The organism is Streptomyces sp. NPDC001292, assembly GCF_042896465.1.
In the GTDB taxonomy this organism is placed as follows: domain Bacteria; phylum Actinomycetota; class Actinomycetes; order Streptomycetales; family Streptomycetaceae; genus Streptomyces.
Map to the genome: position 1 here is coordinate 61,874 of NZ_JBIAXG010000034.1, position 13,508 is coordinate 75,381.

Here is a 13,508-nt window from a genome sequence, read left to right on the forward strand (position 1 = left end):
GCTCCGACGGCCGCCGCACGCGGACTCTGAACACGCGCCTTCCCATGGCGCAGAGGTAGTAGATCTCTGACCAAGCTGTTTGCTATTAATCAGATCTATCCCTTGACGGCTCGGAGTTATGGCTCTCATACTCGACCGTACTTGAGCCGCCGGCGGGCTACCTGATGGGGCGCGCACCTCCCTCGATGGCACGCTGCTAGACCACCGACGAGCGGAGATCTCATCCGTGGGAAGAGTGTGAACTGTATGCGGATCACCCCTGCCCGCCGGGCGGTTCCAGACACGATGCTCGGCCAGCCCTCGCGTACGGGGTCTACGGCTGCGGAGCGGCACTCCTTTGAAGACGCCACCGCCGCCCGGTGGATCCAGGCTCTCCGCGGACTCTCCAGTGCGTGCGTTTCGAGATCTGGTCCACACACCACGAGCCTCATGTCGGGGCAGGTTATTCCTTCTTGGCCCGCAAGGGTCTCGGCCTTTGAAGGAATCGTGTGCCTTTTAGGTGATCAAGCATGCACGTGCTTTGCCGGCATCCAACTCTGTCGAGGAGAAGATTGTGGGCAGACATCGTCTTCTGCTCTCTCTGCTCGCCGGCATCTTGAGTTCACTCATGGCGATGGCCGTCGCCGTCGCTCCCGCCATGCGACGCAGGCGTCCAAGCAGTTGGGGATCACCGCGGGGTTCCTGGCGGTAGGGGTGAGTGAGGCCGACCGGGTGACCAGCCTTGTGGACCCGCGCAGCACTGACCCTGGCTCGGCGGAATTCTCCGGGCTGAGGCCCGGCGAGATCCTGACCCGTTCGTTCCGTGTCACCGCCAAGGATGACGCCTCGCTCGGTGAGGCCATGCTCACGGCTCATGCCCGGGTGGCCGGGAAGCCGGTGGCGTCGGCTGAGGTCCCGCTGACGATCGTCAAACCGGTCGAGATCACCGGTCCGGCGAGCCCGGACCTGGTCGCAGGGCGTCCCACAGCTGTCGCGGTCAAGGTCACCAGCAACCTGGCCGACACCTCGACCACGAAGGTGCAGGCGGTCGTTGCGTCCGGATGGACGGGGAACCAGCCGGACCTCATCACCCTCAATCCCGGTGAGACCAAGACCGTCAAGATACCCATCACGCCCGCCAAGGACGCGTTCGGCAACGCCACCGTCACACTGGCCGCGAAGGGTGAGTTCCCCACCGTCAGCAGCACCCTGCCGGCAGTCGTCAGCAAGCCGGTCACCATGGTGGGGGAGGCCGATCTGAGCACCCACGAGTTCGCGCTGAATCCGGATCGGAACAACGACTACCCCTCCGTATTCCCCAACGACGTCACGTTCACCGCAGGCAAGAGTGACCCGGCCACCAACTGGAGTTACGTCCAGCCCGGCCCGGCCGACGCCTGGGCCGGAAGCAAGCAGCACACCTTCAGACTGACCTTCAACCTCGGCCACGCCCCCAGCAGCGATCTGACGTTCACCGCCTGGCTGTACGACACCCACGACGCCCTCCCACCCGCGCTCACGATCGGGCTCAACGGCGCCACCGTGCGCAACGTCCAGACCGCGCCAGGCGCCGGCCGCGGCCACCGAGGGGCCGACGGCATCAAACCATCCACGCTGAACGTGACCCTCCCCGTCGCCACCCTCAAGTCCGGCGACAACACCCTCACCGTCACCACAACCAGCGGGTCCTGGATGGTCTACGACGCCTTCGGCATCCGCCAGCTCCCCTGACCAACATCACCACACCCGTCGAGATCCGACCGCGCACGGCTGCCGGCAGGCACCACGGCCAGTCGACAGCCGCGCCCGGCGGGACTCATGACGAGCACCCATGTCCGTACTTCTGGCCGGCCCACCGGGCTGGATGAGACAAAGGAGAATCCACATGGCTCCACGAGGGATTGCGCGCGTTGGCGCGATGCTCCTCGCGGTCGCGTCTCTAGTGACGATGAACGCGTGCAGTCCAGGCAAGGAGAGTGGCGACAGCGCGAGCAGTGGCTCGAGTTCGGTGAGCCTCGACTTCTGGGGTTGGGCGCCGGGCTATGACAAGTCGGTGGCGCTGTGGAACAAGACCCACCCGAACATCAAAGTCAACTTCAGCAAGGTGCCGTCCGGCTCCTCCGGTGGCTATACGAAGATGCAGAATGCGGTGACGGCGGGTAACGCACCGTGTCTTGCGCAGGTGGGCAACGAGTCCTTGCCGACATTCGTGGTCACCGGCGCGCTGGAGGACGTCTCCGCGTACGCGAATGCGAGCAAGGATCAGTTTGTCGAGTGGACGTGGAAGCAGTCCAGCTTCGGGGACAAGGTCTTCGGCATCCCGGTGGATACCGGTCCGACGGCATTGTTCTACCGCACCGACCTGTTCGCCAAGTACAAGCTGTCCGTGCCGAGAACATGGAAGGACTTCGCCGCAGCCGCGGAGAAGTTCCATGCCGCAGACCCAGCGAACTTCCTGATCAACGCGCCGGTGGATTCCTATGACATGGCCGGTTACGCCTGGCAGGCAGGCGGACACTGGTTCGGCACGGCGAACGATCGGTGGCAAGTAACGATCGACGGTCCTCAGACGCAAAAGGTCGCGCAGTACTGGCAGGGCCTGCTGGACAAGAAACTGCTCAAGACCGGTGCCGCGCCGCTTGACACCGCGTGGTTCAAGGAAGCGCAGGATGGACACATCGCCACGGTGATAACCGCGGTGTGGGCGGCGCCGCTGATCGAGCAGAACCTGCCGAAACTGTCCGGCAAGTGGGCGGTCGCGCCCATGCCGCAGTGGAACGCGGGAGAGCAGGCTGCGGGGAACAACGGGGGGTCCACCACGGCGGTGCTCAAGGGCTGCAAGCATCCGAAGGAGGCCGCCGAATTCGCGACCTGGTTCAGTACGAACACGGACAGCCTCACGAATCTGATCAAGAACACCGGTATTTACCCGGCGGCCAAGAGCGGTCTGGGCCTGCCGGCCGTCGACAAGCCGTCTCCCTACTTCGGCGGACGGAACATCTACAAGGTATTCAAGACCGCGGCAGAGAACACCAGCCCGAACTGGGTGTGGGGCCCGACGATGACCCAGGTCGAGGCGGACTTTGTCGACGGGATGAAGAACGCCGCACAGGGCAAGGGCTCGATCTCCGATGTAGCCAAGACCGTACAGACCAAGACGGCCGCGGCGATGAAGAGTCAGGGATTGTCCGTCGGCTAGGCCGAATCAACGGCGTTGCCGCCCCATCGCACGCCGCAGCGGACCAGGACCGCGAACGATCGGGCCACGCTGCGGCGGGCGACCGGGGAAAACACCCAGGAATGGTTGCGTGAGCGACGTCGGCCGTGAGGAGCGGCGCTCCATCGCGTTCGGCGCGGACGAGGAACCAAAATGACGATCAACATGGTTGAGCAAGACCTCCCGGTCACGAAACACAGGGTCAAGGCCCAGCGGTCGTCGGCCGGACGACGGCGCACCCTCTCGGCGATTTTCTTCCTGTTGCCGTTCGGGCTGTTGTTCGCGGCGATGATGCTTGCGCCGATCGGCTACGCCGTATACGAGAGCTTTTTGACGTTGCACCGTTCGGGACTGGGGCTGTCACAACCCACAGCGATATTTGCCGGCTTGTCGAACTACACGACGGCACTGCACGACAAGAACTTCCTGATGTCGATTCTGCGTGTTCTCCTGCTCGGGGTGGTCCAGGTGCCGGTCATGCTCGGGCTCGCGTTGCTGCTGGCGTTGCTGCTCGACTCGCGGTCTGCCCGGTTCAAGCGGATCTTTCGGGTGATCTTCTTCCTGCCTTTCGCGATGCCCGGCGCGATCGCAGCGATCATGTGGTCGTTTCTCTATGCACCCAGCGTCAGCCCGTTCACGGCCGCGCTCAAGCACATCGGTATGAACGTGGACTTCCTGTCCGGCGGACTGGCGCTGGTCTCGATCGGCAACATGCTGACCTGGGCGTGGACGGGCTACAACATGCTCATTCTCTACTCCGCGCTGCAGGCGATTCCCGGGGAGCTGACCGAGGCGGCGGTGATGGACGGGTGTTCCGGGTGGCGGCTGGCCTGGCACGTGAAGATCCCGCTGCTGCGACCGGCACTGATCCTGACGACGGTCTTCTCGATCATCGGCACCGCGCAGTTGTACACCGAGCCGGCGATCCTGCAGCGAGAGGCGGCCGCGGTGACCGCCACCTACACGCCCATTATGGCCGCCCAGTACGCCGCCAACATCAACAACTACAACTTGGCGGCAGCCGAATCCGTCATCTTGGCGGTGCTCACCTTCGTGGCCTCCTTCGGATTCATGAAATTCACTCAACGCAGGGGGCTCGGCGCATGACCACCATCAGGTATGCCACTCGATCCGGCACCGCACGTAAAGTGCCGCTGGCCAGCCGATCCGGCGTCTTCCTGGTGCTGCTGCTCTTTGCGATCTACACGCTGATTCCGCCTTGGTGGCTGCTGGTAAGCGCCACCAAGAACAAAGGCTACCTATTCACCACCAATGGCCTGTGGTTCTCTCACTTCGATCTGTGGGCGAACGTCCGCGACGTCTTCCATGAGGAGGACGGTGTCTTCAGCCGATGGATCGTCAACAGTGTTTTGTACAGCGTCGGTGGCGCTGCTGTCGGCACCCTCATATCCGCGATGGCCGGCTACGCGCTGGCGAAGTACTCCTTCCGTGGACGCGACCTGATCTTCGACATCGTGCTCGGCGCGGTACTGATTCCCGCATCGATGTTCGCGCTTCCGCTGTATCTGATGTTCAGCTCGCTCGACCTGGTGAACACCTATTGGGCTGTCTTCCTGCCCAGCATCGTCAGCCCGTTCGGCGTCTACCTCGCCAGGATCTACGCCGCAGCGGCGGTGCCCTACGAGTTGATCGAGGCCGGCCGGATCGATGGCGCCGGCGAAGCTCGCATCTTCTGGCGGATCGCGATGCCGGTCATGTCACCGGCCATGGTCACCATCTTCCTCTTCCAGTTCGTCGGCATCTGGAACAACTACCTTCTCCCGGTGTTGATGCTCAGCGACAACAAGCTGCAACCCATCACCGTGGGGCTGGCGAACTGGCGCGCGGAATTCAACAACGGCGTGCCCTACAACGTCACCATTACCGGCGCTTTCCTGTCGGTGATTCCACTGGTGATAGCTTTCCTTGTGCTGCAGCGCTTCTGGCGTTCCGGCCTGACTGCGGGGAGTGTGAAGTGACACTGGCGATCGGGTCGGACGGATTCCGTCGCGATGGCAGGCCGCACCGGATCGTGTCGGGGGCGATGCACTACTTCCGGGTGCACCCGGAACAGTGGCGGGATCGGCTGCTGCGGCTCCGCGCGATGGGTCTCAACACCGTTGAGACTTACGTGGCGTGGAACTTTCACGAACGCACGCCGGGCGAGTTCGATTTCGATGGATGGCGGGATATTGCCGGGTTCGTGAGACTGGCCGGCGAAACCGGCTTGGACGTGATCGTACGCCCCGGCCCGTACATCTGCGCGGAATGGGAGTTCGGCGGGCTGCCGGCCCGGTTGCTCAGCGACCCGTCGGTGCGCCTGCGTTGCGGCAGCCCGGCCTACCTGGACGCTGTGGATCAGTGGTTCGGCGCGCTGCTGCCACAACTCGTGTCGCTGCAGGCCACGTCCGGCGGTCCGATCGTGGCCTGGCAGGTGGAGAACGAGTATGGAAGCTTCGGCGACGACGCCGCGTACCTTCGCCATCTCTTCGAGGGGTTGCGGGCCCGCGGGGCAGTCGGTCCGTTCGTGACATCGGACGGGCCGGCCGACTCGACGCTCAGCGCGGGAATGGTCGACGGGGTCCATGCCACGGTGAACTTCGGATCGCGCACTGACGAAGCGTTCGCCGTGCTGCGACGCTTCCAGCCGGTCGGTCCGGCGATGTGCATGGAGTTCTGGAACGGGTGGTTCGACCACTGGGGTGATCCGCATCATGTCCGTTCGGCGGAGGGCGCAGCCGCCGAACTGGACGCGATTCTCCGCACAGGGGCGTCGGTGAACATCTATATGGCGCATGGAGGGACGAACTTCGGGCTGTGGAACGGCGCGAACTGCCAGGACGGCGTGTACCAGCCGACCATCACCAGCTACGACTACGACGCGCCGATCGGCGAATCCGGGGAGCTGACCGAGAAGTTCCACCGGTACCGCGAGGTGATCGCCCGACACCTGCCCGTCCCGGACACGCCGCTGCCGACGGTGCCGGCGCGGCTCGCCCCGCAGTCGGTTCCGACGCGAGCGGTCGGCGCGCTGCTGGGCGGTCCGGCTCCGCTGCGAGACCCGGTCGAGTCGCCGACGCCGCTGAGTATGGAGGAACTGGGCCAGTCCACTGGGCTGGTCCACTATCGGGCCCGGGTGTCCGTACCACCGGGGGACACCACGCTGGCGATACGCGAGTTGCGTGATCGGGCCCAGGTGTTCGTCGACGGCGCGCTGGTGGGCGTGCTCGAACGCAACGCGCCGCAGCAATGCCTGGCGATCTGCGGCAATGGAGCCGAAGTAACCCTGGATGTGCTGGTGGAGAACCAGGGACGAGTCAACTTCGGCCCGGACCTGGCCGACCGTAAGGGGATCCTGGGTGGTGTGCTGATCGGGCAGCGGTACGTGTTCGGCTGGCAGCACCGGCCGATCCCGCTGGACACCCCACCGGCGCCGACCGGCCAGAACAGCCCGGGGCCGTCGCTGCACCGGGCACCGATCATCATCGATGAACCCGCCGACGGCTTCCTCGCCCTCGAGGGCTGGACGAAGGGATTCTGCTGGATCAACGGATTCCTGCTCGGCCGGTACTGGCGCATCGGCCCACAACGCACCCTCTACGCCCCGGCCCCGCTGTGGCAGGCGGGCGCCAACGAGATCACCATTCTCGAACTGGACAAGCCGGGCAAGGTGGTCGAACTGCACGCCACCTCGGATCTCGGCTCACCGGCACATCGGCCTGAGCCCTGAAATGCCGCACGGTCAGCGTCCCGTAGTGCAGTGGGGCCAGAGCATGGAGGACGACAACGGGCAGATCATCGAAACCGAAGTGAGCCTCAATCACGGAAACTCAGGCATCCGTTCTACTCCACCTTCACGGCCAGCCAGGTTCGACTCCGCAGCGTCGTCTCCAGTGTGGGGGACTTCCACGGCGACCGGGACAACTCACTTGCCACCGGTGAGGACATGATCAGCCAGATCAACTGGGGCCTGATCTACTTCTCGCCGCCTTTGGGGAGCATGCGAAACATCCTCGCATCCCTGGGTGCGGCGGTGTGGGCAGGCAGGAGGCTTCGATCCCGCGACTTGAGGACGGCTGTATGGGCGGATGGGCTGCTGAAGATCTGCAACGGCGGGACATCAGCTATCTCGACAATTACAAGGACGTAGCATGAAAAGTTTGCGCAAGATCCAGTGCAGCGTCGTGGCGGCCGCGCTCGCGCTCGCCTTTGCGATTGGCGGTGTACTCACGGGGCCGCAAGCCCACGCAGCTCAAACCGGAGGCACGGCGCCGTACCTGAACCAATGGGTGGTCTCCGGTCCCTACACCAATCCGGTGGTCGAGCGGTCTCCCGTACCCGTTGTCCCCTCCATCGGCACGTCTCTTGCGGACCCGAGCAGCAACGAGACGTCAACCTGGCAGTACTTCGACGATCGCATCTTCAATCGGAACTACGACGACTACAACGATCTGATGGGCTACTTCGACGTCAAGCAGGGCCAAGCCACAACCAACAAGTGGGTTGTGGCCGCAAGCTACGTCTACAGCCCGACCACGCAAGACGTTCAGTGGCAGGTTGGCGGCTCGGGTGTGTACCGGCTGTTCGCAAACGACGCTCAGGTTGGTCAGCAAGGCAGCGTCGTGAACAGGGTCAACAAGAACGGCACGAAGTATCCCATTCAGCTGAAGCAGGGCTGGAACAAGCTTCTGATCGAGATTCAGCACAAGAACACCAGCAAGAACAAGAACTTCCTCGGCTTCTACACGAGACTGTGCGACGGCAACGGAGACCTCATCCCCGACCTAACGCACTCTGTGGCCGGACCGAATGTGTCCAACAATCAGCTCTCTGTTGTCACGACGGGCCTCAGTGTTGATCGGGGTGCCTTCGAGGAACGCAACGCGAATGTGCCGGCGAACGACTATCCGTCCAACAGCTTGCCGTACGCCTACGACGAGAACCCGTACGTCGGAATGGTCGCAACGATCGACGGCAAACGAAACACGTCGAGTATCGCCCCTCAGGCTGCTCCGTTCACCTTCCAGGCCGCCGGTGGAGCTCCTGGTTACTCGTGGACCGTCGCCGATGGCCAACTGCCGCCCGGGCTCACACTGGCAGCCGACGGTCACATCGACGGCACGGTCTCGGACGGTGCGCAAGGAAAGACACAGAAGGATTACACCTTCACCGTGAAGGTGACGGACGCTCAGGGCGGCTCCGCGACGAAGCAGTACACCATCACGGTCAAGAGGAACCCGGTCGATTGGTTCATCAACGGGAAGATGGCGGCCCTGTCGCACACCACAGGGACCATGCCGAACCTGTACGACCCGAACTACAACTACGACGAATGGGCCCAAAAGGCCAAAGAGATGGGCATGACCATGCTTTCGACGGAAAGCATCCAGAACACCATCTACTACTGGCCGTCGCCGAATGCGAACCTGACCCCGAGCGACAGCAACAAGCTGTACAAGTACAACGCGCTGTACAAGGCCGATGACGGCACCTGGCATGTGAAGGACCGCGTAAAGCAGGCCAAGGAGGCTGCCGAGCGTTACGGTTTGAAGTTTGGTGTCTACCTCTCCTCGCTGCACGAGGGATCCGAGATTCTTGAAAGCGACATCCAGGGCTTGGTCGCGCGATATGACCCGTGGTATGTGTTCGCCGATGGTGGCCCCGAGTCCTATTCCAACATCGACCTCGCCTGGAGCTCGGCCCGAAACTACAACGACCGGGTACTCATCGACGCGAACCCGAATGCGCAAACCGGCGATCAGGACATCACTCTGCACGAGCGGCCGTTCTGGAACAGCGAACCGTACACGGACGGCGGCTGGCGTACCGGAATCCTGCCGCAAGGCAGGAAGGTCGCCCATGAGGAATGGAATGACCCCTACACCACGGCCCTGGACGTCTGGACCATATACGCCAAGGGCAACGAGCGGGACAACTGGGCCGAAGCGACAAAGGAGCTGATCAACCAATACGGCCACGGCTACGTCATGAACTATGACTCCTCGATCACCGTGACCCGCGGCATGGACAACCTGAGCAGCAACCTGGACAACACCAACATCTTCTCGATGGTGCCGATCTCCTCACAGCAACTGTCGGACATGCGCGCGTCGATCGTGAAGTGGATGGACAACAGCGCCGGGCCTGATCTGCGCGAGTCCATGTACGGCACCACGCCGTACACCATGGACTACACGCTCAAACCAGGATGGTACACCGATCCGCAGAAGGCCATCGCTCACGGTCAGGGGCCCGAGTGGGGCTACGCCATGGCTCGCGACCAGTACGTCTACATGCACATGATCAAGAACCAGATCTCCGGCGTGGCGAAGTCGGGCTTCAGCGGCCAGGATCAGATGAACCGGATCGGTCCGTTCGACTACAAGGTCGACGCCGTGGAGTGGCTGAACAAGGGGATCGCGTTGCCGTTCACCATGGAGCGGGACGGCAATAAGCACTACATCAACATTGACACGTCCAAGGTGACCACGGATCCCGTCGACACGATCATCAAGATCAGGACGAAGAGCCCGGTCAGGGACTACAAAATGACGAGCGTCAAGCTGTTCAGCAGTCAGACCTCGACAAAGGCCCTGCAGCTCAGGGCCGAGAGCTACATGAACGACTACACCAACGTCTTCGCGCCGGCGAAGCTCAAGTTCACCAGCGACAACGAGCGGGTCGCAACGGTGGGCGGCTCCGGTCGGGTCAGGGCTGTCGGCGACGGGACCGCGACCATCACGGTGACCGCAACCTACGACGACGGTGTGAACGATCTCCAGGTCAAGACCGACACGTATCCGGTCAAGGTTCGCAACGGCGCGATCTCGGCGGCACTCCCGCTTGTCGGCGTGAACATGTTCACGAAGGGGTCGTCGTTCTGGGGTCAGTTCTCGACGAACAAGGACGTCCCTGTGACCTTCAAGGCCTTCACCCGCAAGGGCGGCACGGTCGACATCCTCAATGCTTCCAAGATCAGGTACCACTACGCAACCGTCGACGGCAAGCGCGACAACGCTGCCGGCAAGATCGTGGTCACCGAGGTACCGGCCGACGAATCGCCGTTCGTCGTCGAAGGCAACACCATGAAGTTCACCGGCAAGGTCGCCAAGCCGACGATGTACAGCTACTGGGCCGACATCACGGTGGATGGGAGGACCTACACCTCAACCCGTAACTACGTCACGCTCGTCCCCGATTTCAATGTCACGCAGTTGATCACGCCGGAGGTGTCTACCGACAGCGAGCACGCCGGCATGTTGTCCGACGGCACTATCAACGATGCGTCGGGAGGCAATTTCGAAAAGTGGGTCGCGCCGGCCGGTGATGAATCTCCGAGCATCACCTACGACCTGCGGAAGATGCAAGAACTCACTCGCGTCAACGTCTTCTTCAACCATCGCATGCCGAATGCCGACAATGTGACCTACCACAACGTGCCGAAGAAGGTGAAGATCGAGTACAGCGAAGATGGTGTCAAGTGGGCCACGGGCAACGAAACGTCGGTCCTGTCTGGGGCGGGTTTGCCCACGTCGAGAGACACGCAGGCCGTTCCGAAGAGTGACACGACACTGTATGCCTGGGAACAGGAAGGCCTCTACTACAACTATCCGGTCGATCCGGACCAGTCCAGCGTGCAGGCGCGTTATGTGAGGGTCTCGTTCCCCGGCGGTGGCCAGAACGGCAGCCAGATCGACGTGCTCGAAGTCCAGGCCTTCTCGTCGAGAGATCTCACCGCACTCGGCAGCATCAAACTGGATCCGAAAGTCGATGCGGATGGCCGCACCGCCGCGATCGGTGTGGCAGGCTTCTCCTTCCTCGGTCAGCCGATCGACCTGGGGGATGCAAAGCTTGCTTTCACCAGCGACGATCCGTCCGTGGCCGAAGTGGGGCCGGACGGCGTGGTATCGGCCGCCGGGACGGGGCGTACCAGAATCAACGTGACCGCGGACTTGGATGGCTACCGCGCAAGCGGTCACTTCTACGTCGACGTGGATGCATCCGGCCGGCTGTCCCTTCCGGCATTCCTCAAAGAAGTGAAACTGTCGCTCAACAAGAGCGACATCAAGACGAATGAGCCGATTGTCGGAGCGGTTGAGGGAACCATGAGCACCGGCGAGAAGGCAAATCTGTCGAAGGCGACGGTCGCCTACGAGTTCAGCGATGACCGTCTGGAGAACGTGCCGGGCAGTAACACCATCGTGCTGAAGGAGCCGATCTCCGGCACATTCAAGGCGACTGCGGAATCGGCCGTGACGTTGGATGGGGTGGAGGTGCGGTCGAACCAAGAAGCGATCGTTGCGCGCAGCACCAACATTGCCGATCAGGCAAAGGTGACGGTCTCCTCGGTCCGAGATCGAAACGGCGTCCCGGACGGCGACAATCAAGACGACCGCTATCTCGGGACGAAGGCGATCGACGGTTCCAAAGCCACGTCCTGGGCGGCGAAGAAGGCTGACCGGACTCCGTGGATCAAACTCGACTTCCCCACTGCGGTGGAGATTGATCGCATCAATCTGATCGATCGCGGAGGATCTGGTGACCGGATCATGGAAGGAGTCCTGGAATGGGAGGGTGGCAGCAAGCGGGTCACCGATATCCAGTGGGATGGTCAACCGGACAATGTCGTGACGCTTGATGTGCCCGTCAAGACCAGCTGGCTGAAGTTCACCATCGATCCCGATGGCAAGTACGAAAACCCAGGCGGTGCGGAGTGCGGTTTGGCCGAGTTTGAGGTTTACGAGGCGCAGAAGGTGACGTCCATCGTCGACTTCAAGACCGTTGCCGTCGATACGAAGGTCGGCGTCGTGCCAACGCTGCCTGCACAGACCGAGGCCGTCTACAGCGACGGCACGACCAGGTCGGTCGATGTGACCTGGGATCCCATCTCGGAGGACAAGGTGGCCAACGAGGGATGGTTCACCGTGGCTGGAGCGGTCGCCGACACGTCGGTCATGGCGCGAGCGGTCGTCACCGTGATCGACGAGTAGCTGGCCCGATGGCTCAGTAGGTGTTTTTCATCTCCGATTTGGCAGCGGTGCATCCCGTGGGCACTACGCAGCCCACGGGATGCGCCGCTGGTGAACTGGGTGCGAGGTGGTGTCACGCAACCGGTGTGTCGGTCATGCGATTTTGGTCAGACGCCATAGAGACGTGGTCTCGGCACTCCGTGCGGCGTGGAGTGGGTCGGTGGTGTCCTTGGACCGCGGGTGCCGGGGCTTTGTGTCGATCTTGTCCTCGACCTGGAGGTGTGCTGTCTGGATCGCGTCGAGCAGTTGCGGGCGTGTTCTGAGGCCGAAGTGCTCTGCCAGGTCCGAGAGGATGAGCCAGCCCTCGCCGCCCGGCCGGAGGTGGGCGGACAGCCCAGTGAGGAAGCCCCGGAGCATGGTGCTGTCTGTGTCGTAGACGCCTTGCTCGATGAGGCTGGCTGGACGGGCGGGGAGCCAAGGCGGGTTGCAGACGATCAGGTCGGCGCGGCCCTCAGGGAACAGACCGGGACCCGTCACGTTGATGCGGTCGGTCAGTGCGAGTCGGCGGACGTTGTCCTTGGCGCATGCCAGAGCGCGTGGGCTGATGTCCGTGGCCATGATGCGGGAGATGCCTCGGCGGGCCAGGACGGCAGCCAGGACGCCGGTCCCGGTGCCGAGATCGAATGCGGTACTGGTGGCGGTGCCGATTCGGGTCACTGGCGGCAGCGGTGTATGGGCGACCAGGTCGACGTACTCGCCTCTGATGGGGGCGAACACACCGTAATGGGGGTGAATGCGGGTTCCCAGCGCTGGCACATCGACTCCGTTAACCCGCCACTGGTGCGCGCCGATCACTCCCAGCAACTCCTTGAGGGAGACTGCCACGGGTCCGTCGGGCGGGCCATAGGCTTCCCGACACGCCTGGCGGACGTCGGGAGCCCGGCGCAACGCCAGGGTGTGGTCGTCGTCCAGCAGCACCAGGAGTTTGCCGAGGACACGGGCGCGCTGGCTGCTGGCTCGTCGGTGCAGGTGGAAGGACTCGCTGGTGGAGGTTGCGGTCCCGCGCCGTTTGCGGTCGATGCGGCGGCCCATCGCCTGCAGAAGTTGCCGGGCGTTGTGGAAGTCGCCTCGCCAGAGCAGGGCCGTTCCTTCACATGCCTGGCGGTAGGCGTCGTTGGCCCTCATCCGGTCGTCAGCGACGATGACGCGCTGTGGAAGGGAAGCGCCGTTCTCGGAATGCCAGCGGGCGGTCTGGTGGGTGGGGCCTTCTGTCCAGTGGATCGTGGACACCACGTACTCCTCGTGGTCGAACGTGCAGGGGCACGAAGAGCGCTTCTACGAGG

The 13,508-nt window shown here is 63.1% G+C and carries 7 protein-coding genes; 6 read left to right on the forward strand and 1 reads right to left on the reverse strand.

Annotated features, from left to right (window positions below):
- Positions 1-711: 711 nt before the first annotated feature.
- The 6 genes from ACFY4A_RS29865 to ACFY4A_RS29890 all read left to right on the forward strand — a co-directional run bounded on the left by ACFY4A_RS29865 (position 712) and on the right by ACFY4A_RS29890 (position 12,186).
- The gene (locus ACFY4A_RS29865; RefSeq protein ID WP_390832452.1) at positions 712-1,710 is read left to right on the forward strand and encodes a polysaccharide lyase family protein; all 999 of its coding nucleotides are present in this window, start codon (positions 712-714) and stop codon (positions 1,708-1,710) included.
- Between the two features lie 154 nt (positions 1,711-1,864).
- Positions 1,865-3,178 carry an ABC transporter substrate-binding protein gene (locus ACFY4A_RS29870; RefSeq protein ID WP_390832453.1) on the forward strand — a complete coding sequence of 438 codons (1,314 nt, stop codon included), beginning with the start codon at positions 1,865-1,867 and terminating at the stop codon, positions 3,176-3,178.
- A 171-nt stretch (positions 3,179-3,349) separates the two neighbouring features.
- Positions 3,350-4,303 carry a carbohydrate ABC transporter permease gene (locus tag ACFY4A_RS29875; protein ID WP_390832454.1) on the forward strand — a complete coding sequence of 318 codons (954 nt, stop codon included), beginning with the start codon at positions 3,350-3,352 and terminating at the stop codon, positions 4,301-4,303.
- Positions 4,300-5,175, forward strand: a complete 876-nt coding sequence (locus tag ACFY4A_RS29880; RefSeq protein ID WP_390832455.1) for a carbohydrate ABC transporter permease — start codon at positions 4,300-4,302, stop codon at positions 5,173-5,175. The genes ACFY4A_RS29875 and ACFY4A_RS29880 overlap by 4 nt, the downstream gene beginning before the upstream one ends.
- Positions 5,172-6,926 (forward strand): beta-galactosidase family protein, encoded by a 1,755-nt coding sequence (locus tag ACFY4A_RS29885; RefSeq protein WP_390832456.1) that lies wholly within the window; start codon positions 5,172-5,174, stop codon positions 6,924-6,926. The genes ACFY4A_RS29880 and ACFY4A_RS29885 overlap by 4 nt, the downstream gene beginning before the upstream one ends.
- A gap of 430 nt (positions 6,927-7,356) precedes the next feature.
- On the forward strand, positions 7,357-12,186 hold the full coding sequence (locus tag ACFY4A_RS29890) for a discoidin domain-containing protein (RefSeq protein WP_390832457.1): 4,830 nt from the start codon (positions 7,357-7,359) through the stop codon (positions 12,184-12,186).
- Between the two features lie 132 nt (positions 12,187-12,318).
- On the opposite strand, the gene ACFY4A_RS29895 is transcribed toward ACFY4A_RS29890, so the two are convergent.
- Positions 12,319-13,455: a methyltransferase gene (locus ACFY4A_RS29895; protein WP_390832458.1), complete on the reverse strand. Its 1,137-nt coding sequence runs from the start codon at positions 13,453-13,455 to the stop codon at positions 12,319-12,321.
- Positions 13,456-13,508: the final 53 nt, after the last annotated feature.

What these genes read in the sequence shown, in the direction of transcription:
- ACFY4A_RS29870 (WP_390832453.1), top strand. Translation starts at nt 1,865, where the DNA reads ATGGCTCCACGAGGGATTGCGCGCGTTGGCGCGATGCTCCTCGCGGTC.
- ACFY4A_RS29875 (WP_390832454.1), top strand. Translation starts at nt 3,350, where the DNA reads ATGACGATCAACATGGTTGAGCAAGACCTCCCGGTCACGAAACACAGG.
- ACFY4A_RS29880 (WP_390832455.1), top strand. Translation starts at nt 4,300, where the DNA reads ATGACCACCATCAGGTATGCCACTCGATCCGGCACCGCACGTAAAGTG.